Annotated in this window: 18 protein-coding genes; 3 read left to right on the forward strand and 15 right to left on the reverse strand. The window is 36.8% G+C overall.

Annotation, left to right across the window (positions count from 1 at the left end; all coding sequences use genetic code 11):
* Nucleotides 1–240: 240 nt before the first annotated feature.
* Genes Q0794_RS17355 through Q0794_RS17365 form a run of 3 tightly spaced genes read right to left on the reverse strand, consistent with a single transcriptional unit; the run spans nucleotide 241 to nucleotide 2753 of the window.
* Nucleotides 241–357: a DUF2474 family protein gene (locus Q0794_RS17355; protein ID WP_298944019.1), complete on the reverse strand. Its 117-nt coding sequence runs from the start codon at nucleotides 355–357 to the stop codon at nucleotides 241–243.
* Entirely contained in the window at nucleotides 357–1355 is a 999-nt protein-coding gene (gene cydB / locus Q0794_RS17360) for a cytochrome d ubiquinol oxidase subunit II (RefSeq protein ID WP_298944022.1), read from the reverse strand. The genes Q0794_RS17355 and cydB overlap by 1 nt, the downstream gene beginning before the upstream one ends.
* Before the next feature lie 9 nt (nucleotides 1356–1364).
* Nucleotides 1365–2753, reverse strand: a complete 1389-nt coding sequence (locus Q0794_RS17365) for a cytochrome ubiquinol oxidase subunit I (protein WP_298944024.1) — start codon at nucleotides 2751–2753, stop codon at nucleotides 1365–1367.
* A gap of 980 nt (nucleotides 2754–3733) precedes the next feature.
* Between Q0794_RS17365 and Q0794_RS17370 the strand changes: the two genes are divergently transcribed.
* Together Q0794_RS17370 and Q0794_RS17375 are read left to right on the forward strand one after the other, a co-directional pair.
* A complete protein-coding gene (locus tag Q0794_RS17370; protein ID WP_298944026.1) occupies nucleotides 3734–4720 on the forward strand; it encodes a porin in 987 nt (328 codons plus the stop codon).
* 135 nt (nucleotides 4721–4855) lie between these two features.
* Nucleotides 4856–5455 (forward strand): DUF2057 domain-containing protein, encoded by a 600-nt coding sequence (locus Q0794_RS17375; RefSeq protein ID WP_298944028.1) that lies wholly within the window; start codon nucleotides 4856–4858, stop codon nucleotides 5453–5455.
* A 257-nt stretch (nucleotides 5456–5712) separates the two neighbouring features.
* Here Q0794_RS17375 and add read toward each other — a convergent pair whose 3' ends face one another.
* From add to tal, 8 genes are all read right to left on the reverse strand, one after another.
* Nucleotides 5713–6714, reverse strand: a complete 1002-nt coding sequence (gene add / locus Q0794_RS17380) for an adenosine deaminase (protein WP_298944030.1) — start codon at nucleotides 6712–6714, stop codon at nucleotides 5713–5715.
* A 390-nt stretch (nucleotides 6715–7104) separates the two neighbouring features.
* Nucleotides 7105–8436 (reverse strand): thymidine phosphorylase, encoded by a 1332-nt coding sequence (deoA, locus tag Q0794_RS17385; RefSeq protein WP_298944051.1) that lies wholly within the window; start codon nucleotides 8434–8436, stop codon nucleotides 7105–7107.
* Nucleotides 8437–8620: 184 nt separating this feature from the next.
* Nucleotides 8621–9442: an outer membrane protein OmpK gene (locus Q0794_RS17390; RefSeq protein ID WP_298944032.1), complete on the reverse strand. Its 822-nt coding sequence runs from the start codon at nucleotides 9440–9442 to the stop codon at nucleotides 8621–8623.
* A gap of 177 nt (nucleotides 9443–9619) precedes the next feature.
* Entirely contained in the window at nucleotides 9620–10330 is a 711-nt protein-coding gene (gene deoD / locus Q0794_RS17395) for a purine-nucleoside phosphorylase (RefSeq protein ID WP_160063180.1), read from the reverse strand.
* Between the two features lie 18 nt (nucleotides 10331–10348).
* A complete protein-coding gene (locus Q0794_RS17400; protein WP_298944035.1) occupies nucleotides 10349–11596 on the reverse strand; it encodes a phosphopentomutase in 1248 nt (415 codons plus the stop codon).
* A complete protein-coding gene (gene deoC, locus Q0794_RS17405) occupies nucleotides 11596–12369 on the reverse strand; it encodes a deoxyribose-phosphate aldolase (protein ID WP_298944036.1) in 774 nt (257 codons plus the stop codon). The genes Q0794_RS17400 and deoC overlap by 1 nt, the downstream gene beginning before the upstream one ends.
* Before the next feature lie 260 nt (nucleotides 12370–12629).
* Nucleotides 12630–13886: a NupC/NupG family nucleoside CNT transporter gene (locus Q0794_RS17410; protein WP_298944038.1), complete on the reverse strand. Its 1257-nt coding sequence runs from the start codon at nucleotides 13884–13886 to the stop codon at nucleotides 12630–12632.
* Between the two features lie 157 nt (nucleotides 13887–14043).
* Entirely contained in the window at nucleotides 14044–14994 is a 951-nt protein-coding gene (tal, locus tag Q0794_RS17415) for a transaldolase (RefSeq protein WP_298944040.1), read from the reverse strand.
* 416 nt (nucleotides 14995–15410) lie between these two features.
* Here tal and Q0794_RS17420 point away from each other — a divergent pair, with 416 nt between their 5' ends.
* On the forward strand, nucleotides 15411–16772 hold the full coding sequence (locus tag Q0794_RS17420) for a hypothetical protein (protein WP_298944042.1): 1362 nt from the start codon (nucleotides 15411–15413) through the stop codon (nucleotides 16770–16772).
* Between the two features lie 237 nt (nucleotides 16773–17009).
* Here the strand turns inward: Q0794_RS17420 and cdd are convergent, their stop codons facing one another.
* From cdd to Q0794_RS17440, 4 genes are all read right to left on the reverse strand, one after another.
* The gene (gene cdd / locus Q0794_RS17425) at nucleotides 17010–17417 is read right to left on the reverse strand and encodes a cytidine deaminase (RefSeq protein WP_298944044.1); all 408 of its coding nucleotides are present in this window, start codon (nucleotides 17415–17417) and stop codon (nucleotides 17010–17012) included.
* Between the two features lie 71 nt (nucleotides 17418–17488).
* Complete coding sequence (gene udp, locus Q0794_RS17430) at nucleotides 17489–18247, reverse strand: uridine phosphorylase (RefSeq protein ID WP_298944046.1); 759 nt, start codon at nucleotides 18245–18247, stop codon at nucleotides 17489–17491.
* A 507-nt stretch (nucleotides 18248–18754) separates the two neighbouring features.
* Nucleotides 18755–19747 carry an alpha/beta fold hydrolase gene (locus Q0794_RS17435; RefSeq protein ID WP_298944049.1) on the reverse strand — a complete coding sequence of 331 codons (993 nt, stop codon included), beginning with the start codon at nucleotides 19745–19747 and terminating at the stop codon, nucleotides 18755–18757.
* A 181-nt stretch (nucleotides 19748–19928) separates the two neighbouring features.
* The gene (locus Q0794_RS17440; protein WP_025562619.1) at nucleotides 19929–20144 is read right to left on the reverse strand and encodes a TIGR02450 family Trp-rich protein; all 216 of its coding nucleotides are present in this window, start codon (nucleotides 20142–20144) and stop codon (nucleotides 19929–19931) included.
* Nucleotides 20145–20484 lie beyond the last annotated feature (340 nt).

Below are 20484 nucleotides of genomic sequence, written 5' to 3' on the forward strand. Positions count from 1 at the left end.
ACCCAGACAGAGATAAAAAAAGAGGTAGATTGCAATATGGTTTGCACGCGGTTACCTCTTAATGTCCAACCTATGAGGACTTGTTAATTACAAGTTAAGCACAAGACACCTCTTTTGACATACAAAAATTAGCTTTTATTTTGATAAAGCATTAACTCATTATTAAAAATGTAAACAGCCTCTAAAAAAAGAAAGCGGTGAATCTAATGACCGCTTCTCTTTTTCTACTTAATCCATGTATTATTTAAGAGTAAAACGTATCAAATAAGAGATCAACGTCAGGAACATCACGCTACCTAACCAAATTACCGCCATCCATCCCCATTGCTTTAATGATAGCTTTAATGATTTTTTCATTAGTGGTACCCCTCATCATGTTTTAACTTTCCTCTAAATATCCAATATGCATAACCACTGTAAGCAATAACCATTGGTAACAAAAAGACAGTCCCAACAAGTAAAAACTTTAAACTACTATCTGGCGCGGCAGCATCCGTATAAGTGACCCCAAACGGAACAATATATGGAAAAGTACTGACAGAAAAGCCAATGGCAGAAACAATAAAAAGTCCAATACCATATAAATAAGCTCGTACTGCTAGATGCTTATTTAAAGCAGTAAACAACTGCCAAATACAAATAAATGCTAATGCAGGCACCATAAAGTAAAGCATCGAATTAGGTAAATTAAACCACCGTTGTGAAACAATATCATGGGTTAATGGCAACCAAAGGCTAACAACCACAATACAACATACCAAAGCTAAGCCCCAACGCTTGGCGATACCATAGTAACGCTCTACTAATTCTTCGGGTAATTTGATCACTAACCAACATGCACCCAGTAATGCATAAGCACAAATAATGGCTACACCACAAAACAATGAGAAGGGGGTGAGCCAATCAAACCAACCACCAGCATAACTTCGACCATCGACTTCAATGCCTTGTAACATCGCGCCGAGCATTATCCCCTGCATTGCGGCGGCGGCAACAGACCCAACAAAGAAAGCAATAGACCAAACAAACTTCCCTCGCTTAGTTCTAAAGCGATATTCAAATGAAACACCTCGTAATACTAGCCCCAATAACATGATAATTAATGGAACATATAGCGCGGGCATGACGATAGAATATGCTAAAGGAAACACTGCAAATAACCCTCCTCCCCCCAGTACTAACCAAGTCTCATTACCATCCCAAACAGGAGCAATACTATTCATCATTAAATCTCGTTCAGCCTCATTGACCGCTTTGGGGAAAAGTATCCCAATCCCTAGGTCAAACCCATCCAACACAACATAGATTAAGACAGCGAAGCCAATTAAAGCGTACCAAATTAAAGCGTAATCCATATATTTCTCCTAAGGTAATCTGTTTGGGTGAGAAGCTGGTGGTACTTCAACTCCATCAGGAAGTCGAGGCTCTAGCGCTTCTTCATAGCGCGTAGGAGACTTGCGCATTAATCGAAGCAAATAAAAGAACCCAGCACCAAAAACACTCAAATAGACCACAAAAAATGCGGTTAAAGACCAACTAATTGCAACAGCATCTATTGGTGAAGCAGAATCAGCGGTTCTTAATATTCCATAGACAGTGAAAGGTTGTCTGCCCACTTCTGTCGTGATCCATCCTGCAATTAAAGCAACAAATCCTGCTGGGCCAAATAACACACAGACTTTATGGAACCAGGGTATTTCGTAGAGTTTCCCTTTTTTACGTAACCATAAGCTGAACAGACCAATCATCAACATCCCAAACCCAATACCCACCATCACCCTGAAACTCCAGAACACAATTGAAACCGGTGGGTGATCGCCTTCAGGAAAAGCATCAAGACCTTTCACTGTTCCATTAAGATCATGCGTTAAGATAAGACTGCCCAGCTTAGGGATCGCCACCTGATATTTCATTTCTTTTGCTTGATCATCGGGTATCCCAAACAAGATCAAGGGTGCACCATCATGAGAGTCATAATGCCCTTCCATCGCAGCTATTTTAGCGGGTTGATGTTGCAGTGTGTTCAAACCATGAAAGTCACCAACAATGATTTGAATCGGAGCCACTATAACAATCATCCATAACGCCATAGAAAACATAGTTTTAGCTAATGGATTGTGATTGGCTTTAATTAAATGGTATGCCCCGACTGCAGAAACAACAAAAGCAGTGGTCAAATATGAAGCTAATAACATATGAACTAAACGATATGGAAATGACGGATTAAAAATAATCGCTAACCAGTCTTCAGGAATAAACTGCCCGACTTCATTGATTGAATAACCTGAAGGTGTTTGCATCCAACTGTTTACTGACAGTATCCAGAAAGCAGAAAGAAAAGTACCAAATGCCACAACACAAGTAGAAGCAAAATGCAGTTTTTTACCTACTCGCTGCATTCCGAACAACATCACCCCAAGAAATCCAGCTTCTAAGAAAAATGCAGTTAAAATTTCATACCCCATTAATGGCCCAAGAATAGGCCCCGTTTTATCAGAGAATACACTCCAGTTGGTACCAAATTGATAACTAAGTACAATTCCACTCACCACTCCCATTCCAAAGGTAACGGCAAATATCTTCAGCCAGTATTTGTATATCTGTATATATTTTTCATTATTAGTTTTTAACCAGAGACCTTCTAACACGGCTAAATAGGAAGCAAGTCCAATAGTAAAGGAGGGAAATATAATGTGAAAAGACACGGTAAATGCAAATTGAAACCGTGCTAGATCTAACGCTAAAGTATCCATAGTAGCTCCTCATTATGATACAAATATCTACGTTTACTTCGCTAAGAAAGATCAAATAACAGGCAGTTTTTATGTCGTATAAAACCTTAAATAAAAGGTTAAATAAAAGATTAGTTAGCTTCAAAAAATAATGAAAAATGGGTCAAATCGTTGATATATAAAATCTATAAAAGCGACTTTTCACTTTTCAGAAAGCACTTAAGATTTATTTTTATTAGCATAAAATAAAAATATTAAGGTATAAGGTATCTGTCGATGAATTTAGATTTATAAGTATATTTTTCTTTAAGAGGGCTTGAAAATAATGACTAAAAATAATTATTTTGAATGGTAATAGTAAATAACCTCAGTTCCGGATAAGAAAAGCGATACAACACCACTAATTGAGCGAGTTTGTTATGAAAACATAAATGCAATCAAAAGGCAGGAGAAACTAAGTATATGAAGACCAATAATTTACTTAAAATATCGAACAATAAAGGCTTATTTTTAAAATAATAACACTTTAAATAACCTATTAGACCATAACGCTATCAGTGATAAGTCTGTTATAAACTAGACCGCTTCACGCAACCTCCCAGAGTCCCATAAAATAAAAAATATTTACTTGCATATTATGTGTAAAATGAGAAAGAAGAATAAAATAACAAAAAAATCAACAACTTAAAATTAATTATGAATGTAATGTATTAACTCAGCACTATTAATCAAGATATAAAAATTTTAAATTAATTGGGTAGACAATTTTTTGAAATTTTCACATTCTAGAAACCTAAAGTGTGACACTCGTCACCATTAATCACTTATTTATGATTTTTTCATGAACTTACTTAAAAAATTCTATACATTGGCATCGTGACTTAACAAGACACGGATTGTCTGCATTTTTAGCTGGAGCTATTTTTTCACATTTCAGCACTTACCTAAATAATCATATAATTAGTATTATTTTAAATGATTCTAAATAAAGGAAAATGAATATGACATTCAATAAATACCTACTTGCTATTACATCTAGCGCTATTCTTTCAGCTCCCCTCTCTGCTGCAACTATATACAAGAATGATACTCAAGAGTTTAATATTGGCGGGCGTGTCGAAGTACGTGGCAATTTAACGGACGGTGATTATGCGGATAAATCTCGTGTACGTTTAAATGTAAATGGAAAAAATCAATTAAATGAAGATTTGACTGTTTTTGGTCGTTATGAATTCGAAATTACTGAAAATGAAGATGATAACGATGCAAATATGGAAACTCGTCATCTTTACGTCGGTGCTGAAACAGAACTTGGTTCTCTTATCTATGGTCATCAAGTGAATGCAGTGACTTACCTTACCGACTTCACAGATTTAGCTGAAACATTCAGTGGTTACATTAACGATAAGACTGTAACGTCTGACGATCGTTCTAAAAACACATTACGTTATATTTACCAAACAGACGCATTAACATTTCAAGCATCTGGAACACAAAATGCCAATGATAATGCTGATGGTTTTGGTTTAATGGCTGCTTACAAATTAACACCTGAATTTGAATTAGCTGCAGGCGTAACGAGCAGTGATCAAGAATACGGTAACACAATAAATACTCAAGATACTGACACTTCAAACTCTTATATGTTGGCCGCTAGATACACTAAAGACAGTGTTTACTTAGCAGCAACAGGTATGCAAGGTAATATATCTGCTGATGGCATTTCCGATTCTGATTTTATAGCGGCTGATGCATTCGCTGCTTATTACTTCGGTGAAGATCAATCAAACATGTTAAATGTTGGCTATAGCTATTACTCAGCAGATGATATCGAATCATTAGACACAAACTTTGTTGCATTTGAATATGCTCGTTACATTGGCAACTTTGCTGTTTACGGTAGCTACAAAGTGGCGCTTAATAACGATAATTCAAGTGGTAACGGTCGTGAGAACGAATTACAACTTGGCGCACGTTACGGTTTCTAATCTTTATTAACATAAAGCCTATTTTAAAAGCACTCTTCTTGGGTGCTTTTTTAATGGTAAATATTACCCCCTATTTATCTAATCTAAGTTAACTTAAACTACCATTATCTTTAGTAGTCATAGCGAGAATTAAACATGAAATTATGGAATATTATTGCGATTGTCATCGCCAGCTTATTAAGCCCACAAGTATTAGCTAATATTCATTTAACAACTCCTTCTCAGCTTAAGCTTCAAGTTGTTAATGGAGAAACTGCAAAAAGTGAAAACCCATTAGTATTAAAAAATGGTAAAAACCAAATTGCATTTCGTTATGAAAATCGCTACCGCTCTGCGGGCGAAGATGTATTTTTTGCATCTGATATCGTACTACTGACCTTTGAAGGTAATGATGACAACTACGTTATCACCCTGCCTAAATTACGCACAAAAACAACACAAGAAGCGTTTAATGATAACCCTGCCATCACATTACAAGATAGCAATGGTAAAGCAGTAGAATTTGAACAAGGAAAGCTAATGAAGGACGGTATTCAGTTTAGTCGTGATTTAGTTGCAGAAACGAAAGTTTATAATCAGACGCCTCAACCCGCTTCATTAAATCAACCTAAATCAATAATGAGTATGACAGGCAGTCAATCTGAAGCTGATGTTGCAGGAAAAATGTTAGATTATTGGTACAGTAAAGCGGATGAAAAAACACGTGCAGAGTTTAAAGCTCGAATTAACAAATAAGATCCTACAAACTATTTATGCTGAGCGCTAGGCATCATAAGTCACTTATGAAAATGCTTATATAGCGCCATGCAGTCATACAATGTAACCGTTATATATTTTATTTTGGAAGTAAATAGAGAAGTAGAAACAAAAGATTAAATGTGATTGTTTAACTAAAAAAGCTTTAAGTTTAAGTTTAAGTTTAAGTTTAAAAGAATAGACATGGTTAATAAATTAGCCATGTCTATCTTCGTCTCAGAATTAAAAGCGAAAGGTTAACGTTTCGCAGCCATCTCACGTAATGCTTGTTTCTCAGCAGCCGATAAAAATGCGATGTCTAAGCCATTAATTTGTGCTTGTTTTATCTGCTCAAGAGACAAACCAGCTTTAGGTGCTGCAACTTCATACTCGAAAGGTAACTCAATCCCTTCTACCGCAGGATCATCAGTATTTAAAGATGCCATGACACCATGGTTTAAGAATTTTTTAATAGGATGTTGAGTAATATCTGCAATGGTACTGGTTTGTATATTCGAAGTGATACAAGACTCAATCCCTATTTGATTCGTCGCAAGATAATCCATCAATTTAAGGTCTTCAATGGCTTTTACGCCGTGGCCGATACGTACTGCGCCTAATTTATGAATGGCTTGCCATATGCTTTCAGCGCCTGCTGCTTCACCTGCATGCACAGTAACGCGTAAACCTGCATCACGTACTTGTTTGAAGTGGTTAACAAATTGGTCACCTGGTTGACCTAGTTCATCACCCGCCAAATCAATCGCGACTAATTTATCTTTTTGGCTTAATAAGCCATCTAATTCTAATTGGCAAGCTTCAGTACCGAAAGTACGGCTCATGATACCAATCAAATTTGTTTTAACGTTAAAGTCACGGCTACCGGCTGCCACACCTGCAACAACAGCTTCAACAACACCTTGAATAGGCAAGTTATGCTTCATTGCCATATAGTAAGGCGAAAACCGTAATTCAGTATAATCAATTAGCGCATTTTTAGCGTCTTCAACATTTTCATATGCTACTTGATAACAAGCATCTAAATCACCTAATACGGCGACACCCCAATCTAATTTAGATAAGAAAGCCATTAAGTCAGGTTGTGTTTCAACTACTTGAACAAAGGGACGTAATGCATCAATACTAGTTGCAGGTAATGTTAGATTAAACTTCTGGCCTAATTGTAAAATAGTTTCAATACGAATATTGCCATCTAAATGTCGATGTATATCAGTTAGAGGTAGATTTTTAGTGATCATTTTTTATTCCTTTGTATTGAAACCCTAATGGAACTCAAGCCACCTTAAAATGCAATTTCCGAGGTTACATAATAAGGTAGCTTGAATTCAACTAGTATAAAGAGTGTGGTTATTTTTTGTTACTGGCAAACCTTTAATAAATCTAAATTTAAAAAATATTTCAAGTTAGTTAACATAATATGTTGTTATTAGCAGTTTATCATTTAACTTTAACTTTTTATTCATCGCCAGAAACATTTTAATTAAAAGTAGAAAACGGGCTTATTTTTAATCCTAGATTCGAATAATAAGGATATAGCTTAGTGAGTTATCACTTAACGGGTTATAACTCACTGAATGTACTTTTGTGTACTGGATACAACTAGCTATAGTCTAGTACTACTTTTAATACTAAACACTGTTAGCGCGAATAACTTCGTATACTTGCGGTTCAACAGCCACTTTTTTATCTGCACACTGAATCGCATTTAAGACATTATTTTGCGTTTCCATAAATTGTTGTTCTGTTTGAGCATGCACCATCGCAATAGGTGTTTGTGCATCTATTTTATCGCCAATACTAATCAACTCGCTTAAGCCTACCGCAAAGTCGATGCTATCAGTTGCAACACGACGTCCGCCGCCCATATTGACTACAGACATGCCAACCTTACGCGCATCAATTGCACTGACATAACCACTTTGTGTGCTGTAAATAGGTCGAATAATGGCAGACTTAACTAAATGATTATCATAATTTTCAACGAAATCTGTTGGACCACCAAGACCTGACACCATTTTTCCAAATAGCTCAGCAGCTTTACCGTTATCTAATACGGCTTGTAATTTGATATGTGCTTGTTGTGTATTCTCAGCTAAATCTGCTGATACCAACATTTCAGCACACAGCGACATAGTGACTTCATGTAATCTTGGATTAACGTATTCGCCAGTTAAGAATTGAACTGCTTCTCTTACTTCAACAGCGTTACCCGCACTACTTGCTAATACTTGATCCATATTAGTAATTAACGCTGAGGTTTTGCAGCCAGCGCCATTGGCAACAGCCACAATACTATTAGCAAGTTGTTGTGATTGCTCATAGGTTGGCATAAATGCCCCACTGCCCGCTTTAACATCCATGACTAAAGCATCCAAACCAGCAGCTAGTTTTTTAGATAAAATAGAAGCTGTGATTAGCGGGATTGATTCAACGGTTGCAGTAATGTCACGAGTGGCATAAAAGCGCTTGTCTGCAGGCGCTAAGTTGGCGCTTTGTCCTATAATCGCCACACCCGTTGTTTTTACAACATCTCTAAATTGTTGATTAGTGACTGTCGTTTGATAACCAGGAATCGCATCTAGCTTATCCAAGGTTCCACCAGTATGCCCTAAACCACGACCAGAGATCATTGGCACATAACCCCCACAAGCGGCTACCATTGGACCTAACATTAAAGAAGTGACATCCCCTACTCCACCCGTTGAATGTTTATCAACAATAGGTCCATTTAAGTTTAATGAAGACCAATCTAGTACTTCACCGGAATCACGCATCACAGACGCTAAAGCAACTCGCTCGTCCATATTCATGTCTTGAAAATAAATAGCCATCGCAAATGCAGCGATTTGGCTTTCGCTGATACTATTATCAGTAATACCTTGAATGAAGAAGTTAATTTCTTGGTTAGTTAGGACTTTTCCGTCACGTTTATGACGGATGATTTCTTGGGGGACTAGGATCATATGCGAGCTCCGAAATAGTGGTATTTGGTTAAGCTATTTGCAAATAAGGCACAATACATTTGCAAATAACTCAAGAGAGTGTGAGTTGTTATAGGTAAGGTGACTGGCAGGATAAGGAATTATCATGCCAGTTTTTTAGACTAACCACAGGTAAGAACAATGTGGTTAGGTATCGCTATTTTTAGAACTTATAAGTAGCGGCAAAGTAATGGCTAAATCCAGATGATTTGAAGCCACTAGAATCTTCGATACCATAAACGTCTTGAAAAGCTTTAAGCCCATAACCTACTGAGAAACGATCTGAGTGCCAGTAGATACCATTAAACATAACTCCACCGTTACTTGCTGAAGAGTATTCATCTTTTAAACCAAATTGATAATCGATATAACCTTGGTACGAGATAAATGAACCATTTTCAAAAAAGTAAAAAGGTTTAAACCAGTTGGTAGATACTTGGTAACCATTCCAATCTTTATTGTTTAAATCATAAAGACCGTAAACATTGAAACCAACTTTACCTAACCAAGGCACATTGATATCAGAACCAAGACCCCAAAAAGAGTTATTAACGGTTGTACTATCAAGGCATGTCGAGTAATCATCATTACAAACTGTAGCGCCGCCGCCACCCCAGTTAAATAAACTAGCAAGATATAACTCTTGGACAGGACCAAATGATAAATCCGTTCCTGTTAAACCATCCAGGGATATACGAGGAGCAAACTTAATAAATATCTTTTCTGCACCAGATTTATCTGAAGAATCACTATTAGTTAAGTCGAATACATCGGCGTAACCATAGTAATCTAAAATTCCAGCACGTCCGCCAAATTCAAGCTCAAGATAATCATGGCTCGATTCACCTGGGAGCTCGTCAACGGCGTACATGATATTCGCTTGCATCCATTTGTAGTCATTCTTGTGCGTGTCACCGTCCGTGTAATCGGCTGCAAAAGTAGGCATTGCAGCTGCTAATCCAAGTGCTAGTAATGTTTTTTTCATTGTTAAATTCCTTTTTAAAAGTAAAAATGCTAAATGATAATTCTTAATACTAAAGTTTCTTCAAAGCTCACTAATAAAATTTTGTATTCACTATTGCGCACACTAAACTATGAATACAAAATACCTGACATTTTATCTCTAAAATAGACTTCAACGTCAGGTCTTTTTCACACGTACTTATTCTGCAACTACAGAGTCAAGTGCGATGAGTACCATCTCATTAAAGCTCGTTTGACGCTCATCAGAAGATAGTTGTTCGCCGGTACGGATATGATCCGATACGGTCAAAATACATAACGCTTTAGCGCCATATTCAGCAGCAACACCATATAAACCAGCCGCTTCCATTTCCACGCCTAAAATGTTGTATTTTTCTAGTGTATCGAACACTTCTGGCTCAGGCGTATAGAAAGTATCAGCTGAAAAGATGTTACCCACTTGTGCTTTAATGCCATGTGCTCGTGCTGCATTGACTGCTTTTTCTAATAATTCGTAGCTCGCGATAGCCGCGAAATCATGATTAGCAAAACGAATACGATTTGCTTTTGAATCTGTTGAAGCACCCATACCAATGATTACATCACGCACTTTGATATCAGGACTAACCGCGCCACAACTACCCACACGGATAATGCTTTTAACGCCGTAATCTTTAATCAGTTCCGTTGCATAAATTGAGCAAGAAGGAATGCCCATACCACTTCCCATTACTGATATTTTCTTACCTTTGTAAGTACCAGTAAAACCTAACATGTTACGTACATCAGTTACTTGCACAACATCTTCTAAGAAGTTATCTGCAATGTACTTTGCGCGTAGTGGGTCGCCAGGCATTAAAACTGTTTCTGCAAATGCGCCGTCGACTGCGTTAATATGTGGTGTTGCCATCTTTATTTCTCCAAAATTTTATTTAAAAATACTTTTACCGTATTCAAGATCAGGTAACTGGTGGTATTCCGCAATGGTTTGACCGATATCAGCAAACGTATCACGAAGCCCGACAGAACCTGCTGGGATACTTTCTCCGTAGAAAATAACCGGAATATGTTCACGAGTATGGTCTGAACCAGGCCATGTAGGGTCACATCCGTGATCCGCCGATAATACTAATAAGTCGTCTTTATCCATTAACTCAAGCATTTCCGGCAAACGTGTATCAAAATATTCAAGTGCTGCGGCATAACCTGCCACGTTGCGTCGATGACCAAAATCAGCATCAAAATTTACAAAATTTGTAAAAATAATGGTTTCTTTTTTGGCATCTTTTAACGACTGTAACGTTGCATCAAATAGGGCTTCCAAACCATTCGCTTTAATAGCTTGTGTAATACCTTGCGCTGCAAATATGTCAGAGATCTTACCGATACTGACCACTTCTCCACCCGCATTTTTCATGCGATCAAGGAGAGTTTCTGAAGGCGGTAAAACTGAGTAATCATGACGATTACCCGTACGTGAAAACTCACCTGCTTTGTTGCCAGCGAATGGGCGTGCGATAACACGACCAATATTATAAGGTTCTAATAATTCACGAACGATTTCACACAATTCATACAAGCGTTCTAAACCATAAATTTCTTCATGACAAGCAATCTGAAAAACACTATCGCTTGATGTATAGAAAATAGGCTTGCCCGTCTTAATATGCTCTTCACCAAGCTCGTCTAAAACAACCGTACCCGATGAATGACAGTTACCTAAATAACCAGAAATACCAGAACGCTCAACAATCGCATCTAACAATTCTTGCGGGAAGCTGTTTTGTTTCGACTTAAAGTAACCCCATTCATATAAAACAGGTGCGCCAGTTATTTCCCAATGTCCACTTGGTGTATCTTTACCAGTAGAGATCTCTTGAGCATGGCCATAAGCAGAGATAGGAACGATAGATTCATCTAGCCCCTGTGGGAACTCACCTGAACTGCCTTGGCAAGCATGTGCTAGCCCTAACTTAGTTAAGTTAGGAATAAACAAAGGTCCTTTGCGACCAATATCAGCTTCGCCGGCAGCACAAAGTTTTGCAATGCTACCAAATGTATTAGCGCCAACATCATTGAAAACGGTGCCGTCTGCTAAGCTACCTTCAAATTTTTCAGCATCGTGACTTGCGCCAATGCCTAAAGAATCAAGTAATAAAAAAATAGTACGTTTCATTAGTAACCTCCTGTCTCAACAGGTTTGTCAGCTAAGTTAAGCTCAGATAATAAGCTTGCTAACAAACTTGAAGCGCCAAAACGGAAATGTTCGGCATTAACCCAGTCATCGCCCATAATGTCACGAGCAAGCTGCATATAGTCATTTGCTGTTTGTGCATCTTTCACACCACCAGCGGCTTTAAAACCAACGTTTTTGCCCGATTTTTTAATCGCGCCAATCATTACTTCAGTTGCTTCTAATGTTGCATTAACAGGTACTTTTCCTGTTGATGTTTTAATAAAATCTGCACCTGCTTCGATACAGATTAAACTTGCTTGTTCAATCAGTTCAGGTGTTTTCAATTCACCCGTTTCAATGATCACTTTTAGTGTGACGGCTTTACCACAGACTTCACGACATGCTTTAACCATTTCTTCGCCAACCACTGCATTACCAGCAATCAGCGCACGGTATGGGAACACTAAATCAACTTCGTCTGCGCCATAAGCAACAGCAGCTTTCGTTTCAGCAACAGCAATCTCAACATCATCATTACCATGTGGGAAATTAGTAACCGTTGCGATTTTAATATCGGCTGTGTTTTGTGCTTTTAATGTTTTACGTGCGATAGGAATAAAGCGAGGGTAAATACAAACAGCGGCTGTATAACCTGCTGCACTGTTTGCTTGCTGACATAACTCAATGACTTTTTGATCAGTGTCGTTATCATTAAGCGTAGTTAAATCCATCAAATGAATTGCTTGTCGCGATGCTTGTTGTAAATCACTCATTTTAAAATCCTTTGATTTCATTGTTAGTTAATATTAACCACTTAATACTAAACACTTAAAGCTCAGCACTTAAAATAAACGACTTAAGATTCAGTATTTCAGTGTTAGCACTGTCAATGTCAGTACTTAAGCTTCAGTAATTAGGGTTTAGCATTTATGTTTATAACGTGAAACGTAAATGCTAAAACCTAAAAGAAAGTATTATTGAGGGCCCTTACGAGCACCTCAATATTTTTAGCTATTGCTTAGCTTATATAAAGCTATGCAATACTTAGTGCAAAGAAGATACCGACTAATGTTGCGCTCATTAAGTTAGATAATGTACCTGCCATTACCGCTTTCAAACCTAAACGTGCAATATCAGGGCGACGTGAAGGCGCTAATACACCTAAACCACCTAATAAGATTGCCATTGAAGATAAGTTAGCAAAACCACATAGAGCAACAGTGATGATCACTTGAGAATGTTCACTCAACGCATCTTTAACGCCCATGAAGTTAATGTAAGCAACAAACTCATTTACAACTAGTTTCTGACCTAAAAGGCTACCAGCAACAACAGCTTCAGACCATGGGATACCAATTAAAAAAGCAATAGGTGCAAATAAGTAACCTAAGATTTGTTCCAGTGTTAACGCTTGAACACCAATCACATCACCAAATGAACCTAAGATAGTATTAATTAATGCGATGAGAGCGATGAACGCAATTAACATTGCACCAACATTTAACGCTAATTTAAGACCAGAAGAAGCACCTGACGCCGCAGCATCAATAACATTAACAGGTTTATCTTCATCGTCATCTGCCGCTAATTCATCAGCAGACAGCTCTTTAGTTGTTTCTGTTTCTGGCTCAAGGATTTTTGCCATTAACAAACCACCCGGTGCCGCCATGAAAGAAGCTGCAATTAAGTATTCAAGACTCACACCTAGTGATGCATATCCTACTAATACAGAACCGGCTACCGAAGCTAAACCACCACACATAACAGCAAATAATTCAGAGCGCGTCATATGCTTAATGTAAGGTTTAACCACTAATGGCGCTTCAGTTTGGCCAACAAAGACGTTAGCAGCTGCAGACATTGATTCAGTACGGCTAGTTCCGAGTATTTTTTGTAAAGCACCACCAAATATTTTGATAATGAATTGCATAATACCTAGGTAATACAGTACAGCCATGAATGACGCAAAGAAGATAATGATAGGGAGTACTTTAAAGGCAAAGACAAAACCGCCACCGCCAAATACTTCAAACATTTTGCCAGATACTAAACCACCAAATAGGAAGCTAACACCTGCGTTGGCACTATTAATAACACCTTGCACTGCACCTGAAATACCCTGTAGAAACGATGCGCCCCACGGAGTAAATATAACAAAAGCCGGTATCATTGCTTGTATCGCGAAAGCACCACCAACAGTACGGTAATTAATTGATTTTTTATGCTTAGAAAAAATAAAAGCAATTAACAGCAAGGAAATAATCCCTACTAAACCCATGATGACTTGCATATTTGTACTCCATTTCATTTATGTCAATATGACTGAAGAATAACTCAACAGTCATCTTCATCTAGTATCCTGGCCAACCCAGGCATGTATAATCCGAGATATTCGAATATTGGCTGGTTTGTTGTTTCCTTAACAAACCAAATTTTTTAAACAACGACTATAATTTTTCCATGATCATTGTTTCTAACTTATTTTGATCGATAGCAAAGTTGCGAATACCTTCAGCTAATTTTTCAATGGCCATCGGATCTTGATTATGTGCCCATAAGAACTCAGCTTCCGTTAACGGTGCTGGAGCTGCTTTTACATCGACATCAGAGAACAATTTGGTTTCAACCAGTCCTTCTGTTTCACTTAGCTCTTGTAATAATTGCGGGCTAATCGTTAAACGGTCACAGCCAGCAAGTTCTAAAATTTCACCGATGTTTCTGAAGCTAGCGCCCATCACAACCGTTTTGTAACCGTGTGCTTTGTAGTAGTCGTAAATTTTACTTACAGACAATACACCTGGGTCTTCAGCAGCAGAAAAATCTGTACCTTGCTTCGCTTTATACCAATCCATAATACGGCCAACAAATGGCGAAATTAAAAACACATCGGCTTCAGCACAAGCCTGTGCCTGTGCGAATGAAAAAAGCAGCGTGAGATTACAGTTAATCCCCTCTTTTTCAAGTACTTTAGCTGCTTGAATACCGTTCCAAGTAGCCGCTAGCTTGATTAAGATACGATCATTGTTTATTCCTGCATCGTTATACATTTTTATCAATTGACGGGCTTTTGCTAAACTTGCATTTGTATCGTAAGAAAGACGCGCATCAACTTCTGTAGAAATACGACCAGGTATGGTTTTTAAAATCTCTTTACCAATGTTGACAGCCAACATGTCACAAGCAATTTCAACTTGTTGTTGTTTGTCTGTACTTTGTTTTTGTGCATAACCAATAGCATCTGCAATAAGGGGTGCATAGGCTTCAATCGTTGCCGCTTTTAAGATAAGTGATGGATTAGTTGTTGCATCTTCAGGTTGGTATTGTTTAATTGCTTCAATATCACCGGTATCTGCAACAACGGTTGTTACTTTGCGTAACTGCTCTAATTTATTTTGCATATTTATTTCCTTTCACTCTATTCATCCTTAACAAGCTGAAACAACTTAGAAGGTATTTTATCTTTAATATAAAAGATATTTTTACGATAAAAAAAGGGATAAGCTAATGCTTGTTGAGAGTTGGATCAAACCAACTTCAACAATCCCCAAACAATTCAAAAACACCTAACTGTATAATTCAAGTTGATAAAGATCATGTTGAAAATTTAATCAGTATCTCTAAAATCTATCTTTAAACGACGTCACTGTTTTTCTTAATTCTTTCTTTCTTGCCATTTCGTTATTAACAAATTCTAGGGATTAGAACCATCTTAAAATGAGATCTAGGTCACTAGAATTAACATTACAATCTTTGCATTTACTGGTGCTAACAAAATATGTTGTTTGTGGTAAAGTGGTACTCAGAGGTGAACATTATGTTTGATATTAGACAAGACTTTAATTGTTGCAAAACAATAAGTTGTAGAAATTTTGGTGTAAATGGAAGTGATGACTATGTTTATAAAAGTAAACGTTTAGGTTACCTTTCAGTCGAATGTAAGGCTTGTGGGAGCAATCCACCTTGGATTAATAACGAATTAATTGAAAATATCCAAAAAGAAAAGCTGGCTTTTCACTTCGCTAGAAAAATTACACACTGCAAACACTGTTACCAATATTTCTTTTTTAATGAAAAAAATACGGCAAAACTACATGGTTTTACAGGGGCTGGAACACAACGTTTAAAGTGTAATAGTTGTAATCGTATATATAGTTTAGGTAGACATAAAAATATTGATGCTATTAGACAAGTATTACAAACGATTATTGATAATTTAGACATCAATGTCGCTATTAGAAAAACAGGGTTATCAGCACGCCTTTATTATTTTTATCTTGAAAAATTGTCTCTCTTATTGACAAATTATAGTCGCTTAAAAGAGCAAGATGTAATGGAACGTCAATATATTGCGCTACAAACTGAAGGTAAGGTTTTACATTTACATCATAAACGCGGTTTTTATACACTCCTCAGTGCAGAAGCTGAGAGTGGTTATGTTTTATTACAAACCAATAACTTAACTAAACAAAAACTACTCGTGCAAGATATTTATAACACCTGTGAAAATACGATCATTAAAGATACCCATGCGAATAATGTAGAAAATGAAATCAAACAGCATTATCAACAAACGCTGTACCGCAAACATTTTGAAAAGTTATTGATTGGAGAAATAAAAGCCATTAATCATTGCAACTTGCTGTATCCCAATAAGCTCGTTTATGTACATTTTTCATTATTGAGAGCGTTTATTCAAAAAGCACAGCGTTATAGCCATTACATCGAATTAGAAAGTAGCGTTCGAGCTGCTGCTGTCATGTCAGCCTACCCAGAGATTAAAGCCGGTACAGCAGATGTGTATTATTATTTGCCCTTTTTGAACAACCAAGAAATACTTAATAATAAAAAAATAGGTTGGTGGGGAGATCGTTGGTTTAGCTTTGAACTGGGCGCTTATTCTTCGATTACGCATAACTCAAAAAATGACACTCCTTTCCACTTGAATGATACCGATCACTTAAATCGTTATTACACTTATTTAGAGGAAAGCTTAAATAAAAGCTTAAATAGCTTTAATACCATTGCTAATTTTTCAGAAATTCATCGGGTGTTATTTAATTTTTGTCAGACTCATCAAGATAAAACACCTGCCATGTCATTTGGTTTGATAGAGAGTGCTTTAACGGCAACTGAGTTGTTAAATGAAGCCATTCACCTGAGTGATTATACAGAGTAACGCTAGCTCAATATGGGATTGTAGCTATACAGGCAACTAATGAGAATCTAGATAAGGTGTCGTAAGCATTTCATTAGAAGGTAAATAAGATAAATAATAGGATTAAAAAATAATAAGGCTAATCTTATCTAGCCCTATTTCCTGCTTTAGTATCTAGCCTAAGCGAGCAGTTTAAGTTAATAGTGAAAGTTAAGCCCCTTAGCCAAAAAAGAAATCTAAGCTGAAGGGAGTAAACAATTAAAGCTCAGCGCCTAAGAAAGCAAAAGGCAATAAATCTGCAATGGTATTCTGTGTATATACCGATTCTGATTCATAGCTATAAACTAAACAATCATTCATTGACTGCTCAGCAATCACTTGACGACATGAACCACAAGGGTGCGCTGTCACCAACAATTTTTCTACGTTACGAGCAGCAATATGCACTTCTTGAATATCACCTTTAGTAATACCTTCAGCAACAGCAGTAAAAATAGCATTACGTTCAGCACAAATAGTGGTTGGGTAAGCAGCAGACTCTACATTAACTCCTTTAAACTCTCGTCCATCTTTACACACAACGACAGACGCGACATTAAAGCCTGAATAAGGCGCAGAGCTATTGTCTAATAACACTTTTAATTCACTAAAGTAATTCTTCTTCATTTTATATTCCCTGATTTTTATAGCTTTAAATCTTTTTAATTTTTATAGCTTTACATGTTAATCGCTAGTTTTTATTTTAATAACTTTTTAGCGGCTGCAACCACAATTGATATCGCGTGAGATTCTGTTTTTTTCATCGTTGCTTCATCTGGGATCTCTTGTTGGGTACGGTTAACAATAACCCCCGCGACACAAGCGGCTGCCCATCCTTGCGATGCACACATAGTAAATAGCGTCGATGATTCCATTTCATAATTTAACACGCCAAGCTCTTGCCATTCTTGCATTGAACCTTTGAACTGACGAATAACTCGACCAGACACCGTATCATAACGCTCTTGGCCAGGGTAAAAAGTATCACTTGAAGCAGTAATACCCACATGAGGTTCAATATCCATATCACGACATGCAGCAACCATTGCCGTCGTCGCATTAAAATCGGCAACCGCAGGGTATTCTAACGGTGCAAAGTGCAAACTTGCGCCATCTAAACGCACTGAGGCTTGCGTCACAATTACATCACCAACATTTACATGCGGTTGAATGGCGCCAGTTGTACCAATACGTAAGAAAGTACGAACACCTAATTGTGCAAGCTCTTCCACCGCAATAGACGTTGATGGACCACCAATACCCGTTGAACAGACCACCACGGCTTTAGCATCGATGTACGCAAGATAAATAGTATATTCGCGGTGACTTGCTAAAAATGTCGCATTATCCATTAACTCAGCAATGCGCTTAACACGCTCAGGATCGCCCGGTACAATCGCTAACGTTGCACCATCTAACATCGCTTTAGTTAATCCTAAATGAAATACATCAGACATAATATTTTCCTTTTCAAAAGGCAGCAAGACTGCCACAAGTTAGTTTATTTAAATACTTAATTTATAAGGTCATCACAACGCCAACTAAATTAGCAACAATAATACGAATACCTTAAATAATTCATTTTTAGCCCGCTTTAATAACACGACTTTTACTTATCGGTACTGGAAATGAAAGGCGTATATTTAAACAGTGAAATCAGTGTATTTAGTAAACAGACAATAAAGTGAGATCTAGATCGACACAATGGTTAAAAAATACTGTAGAAGTTTTCTATACACAAAATATGTGGTTATAAAAAAAGAGGATACTTTATGTATTTCTGATCATTAAAATTTAATAACTTATCATGGAATAAAACACGCTTCAGTTATTCGCTAATGTCATATTAATGTATGTTAATAAACCTTTAAACATAATAATAATCAATAGCTTTAGTCATAAATACGGAAGCTGAGCTAGAACTAGAATTAGAAAGAGAGATAAAGCTAACGCTAAAGTTAAAGTTAAAGCGGTAAACATTTCCGATATTGTTTATTCGCTAAATAAACCACTCGTTCACTTGCCCAACTTTCTAACTTCCAATTTTGAATAAATGCGCAATGGCCACCATTCTTCTGTAAATCAATGCTTAACCATTCTGATGAAAACAAATCATTTAACTGCTTTGCAGGAATCATAGGATCATCTGAAGAGGTGATGATGGTGGTAGGAATAGCAAGTTTACTTAAGCCATCTCCTAATATCGAGTAACCTTCGAAATAGTCTTTTGTACTAGCGAAGTCAGTATGCCCAATAACAAAAAATTCATTCATTTGATCTAATGTTTTTAACTTTTTAAGTTGTTCGCCATAGGAGAAATGGCTGTGGTGTTTTAACTTTTTAAATAAAGAGCTTTTCCAGCGTTTAACAAAATACTTTTCATAGATAAATAAGCCATTATTTAATTCATTCATGGTCGTTGGAGGATCTAATAAAGGGCAAACAGCAATCGCTTGATCAAGCTTTATATTGTACTCTTTGGCTAAGTTAGCAACACGTAAACAAAAGTTACCACCTAAAGAATACCCACACAATAGGTTATGTGAGCCACCATATTGTTGACATAAGAGTTTTACTGCTTCTACAATTTCTTCTAAACGCATTGAATTAAAAAGATCTTTGTTTAAATGCTGAGTGCCACCATGATCTCTAAAGTTTAAGCGAAAAACATCGTAACCATCATCTAATAATTTTTGACCATTAGATAACATATACAAAGACTCAGAGCACCCTTCCCAGCCGTGCAAAAGAATTGCTATCCCTTTCCGTTTAGCTTTAGTTTTTGAAAGCGATCCAAGTAACTTAACACCTTGAGGTGTCGTGATGATTTCTGATTGTGAAGAGGCGAGTAACTCAGCACTGCGACGTTTTTCAAAGAACTTACGAGGGCCAGTGCTAGACAATATTGATTGTAAATGTTTATTGGAAAGACCTTTTGCGGGTATAAATTGTTGCATATGACTCCAAGATCATTAAGTTTGTCAGCTTATAAAACGCAGTTTAACGAGTGTCAAAGCAATCGTTCTGTTTTCTAAATAAATAACGCTAGAATAACGTTTTTACTATCAAGTTGAAATATAAGGAATGACATTAACTATAAATCATCCTACTAATAACAACCCTAAGAAAGAGTATGTATTACTTCCAACCTTGAAGCCATTGCTCAGTGTCTTTTAAATCATGCCAATTAATATCTGTTGTTCGATGTGAAATGATCGCTTCTAATAAACATAGAATAACGCCACCATCCTCATCAAAATCAACCTCTGTAATTAAAAAATGCTTCTCTTTGTTAATAGATTTAACTGCCGTCCATTTACTACGAAGCAGTTTTTTAGGATTAATTTTATTGATAGCGAATACTCCGAATATGTTAAAAAGACAATGTGATTGATGAGCTAATCAATACGAGATTCATGAACAATGAGATCAAGCCTAATAAAAACAATAAAGCATAAAATAATAGAAAATATTAAAAAATGAAATTCTTAAAGATATTAACTTGTCTGGCGAGTAACTTGATGAATGTTGATGAGTTAAATAGTTTGGTGAATAATATTATTTTATGAATAGACGTGTTTATTAAATAGGGTTATTTGATTAATCGCTTGTCTAACTAACCTGAATTCTGGATAAGCAAGCGCATTTATTAGACTGCCATCATCTCTAATTCACTTTTAGATACCTTAATACG

Origin of the sequence: uncultured Psychromonas sp., assembly GCF_947489755.1 — a bacterium.
Taxonomy (GTDB): domain Bacteria; phylum Pseudomonadota; class Gammaproteobacteria; order Enterobacterales; family Psychromonadaceae; genus Psychromonas.

What these genes read in the sequence shown, in the direction of transcription:
- Q0794_RS17355 (WP_298944019.1), bottom strand. Translation starts at nt 357, where the DNA reads ATGAAAAAATCATTAAAGCTATCATTAAAGCAATGGGGATGGATGGCG.
- cydB (WP_298944022.1), bottom strand. Translation starts at nt 1,355, where the DNA reads ATGGATTACGCTTTAATTTGGTACGCTTTAATTGGCTTCGCTGTCTTA.
- Q0794_RS17365 (WP_298944024.1), bottom strand. Translation starts at nt 2,753, where the DNA reads ATGGATACTTTAGCGTTAGATCTAGCACGGTTTCAATTTGCATTTACC.
- Q0794_RS17370 (WP_298944026.1), top strand. Translation starts at nt 3,734, where the DNA reads ATGACATTCAATAAATACCTACTTGCTATTACATCTAGCGCTATTCTT.
- Q0794_RS17375 (WP_298944028.1), top strand. Translation starts at nt 4,856, where the DNA reads ATGAAATTATGGAATATTATTGCGATTGTCATCGCCAGCTTATTAAGC.
- add (WP_298944030.1), bottom strand. Translation starts at nt 6,714, where the DNA reads ATGATCACTAAAAATCTACCTCTAACTGATATACATCGACATTTAGAT.
- Q0794_RS17390 (WP_298944032.1), bottom strand. Translation starts at nt 9,442, where the DNA reads ATGAAAAAAACATTACTAGCACTTGGATTAGCAGCTGCAATGCCTACT.
- deoD (WP_160063180.1), bottom strand. Translation starts at nt 10,330, where the DNA reads ATGGCAACACCACATATTAACGCAGTCGACGGCGCATTTGCAGAAACA.
- Q0794_RS17400 (WP_298944035.1), bottom strand. Translation starts at nt 11,596, where the DNA reads ATGAAACGTACTATTTTTTTATTACTTGATTCTTTAGGCATTGGCGCA.
- deoC (WP_298944036.1), bottom strand. Translation starts at nt 12,369, where the DNA reads ATGAGTGATTTACAACAAGCATCGCGACAAGCAATTCATTTGATGGAT.
- Q0794_RS17410 (WP_298944038.1), bottom strand. Translation starts at nt 13,886, where the DNA reads ATGCAAGTCATCATGGGTTTAGTAGGGATTATTTCCTTGCTGTTAATT.
- tal (WP_298944040.1), bottom strand. Translation starts at nt 14,994, where the DNA reads ATGCAAAATAAATTAGAGCAGTTACGCAAAGTAACAACCGTTGTTGCA.
- Q0794_RS17420 (WP_298944042.1), top strand. Translation starts at nt 15,411, where the DNA reads ATGTTTGATATTAGACAAGACTTTAATTGTTGCAAAACAATAAGTTGT.
- cdd (WP_298944044.1), bottom strand. Translation starts at nt 17,417, where the DNA reads ATGAAGAAGAATTACTTTAGTGAATTAAAAGTGTTATTAGACAATAGC.
- udp (WP_298944046.1), bottom strand. Translation starts at nt 18,247, where the DNA reads ATGTCTGATGTATTTCATTTAGGATTAACTAAAGCGATGTTAGATGGT.
- Q0794_RS17435 (WP_298944049.1), bottom strand. Translation starts at nt 19,747, where the DNA reads ATGCAACAATTTATACCCGCAAAAGGTCTTTCCAATAAACATTTACAA.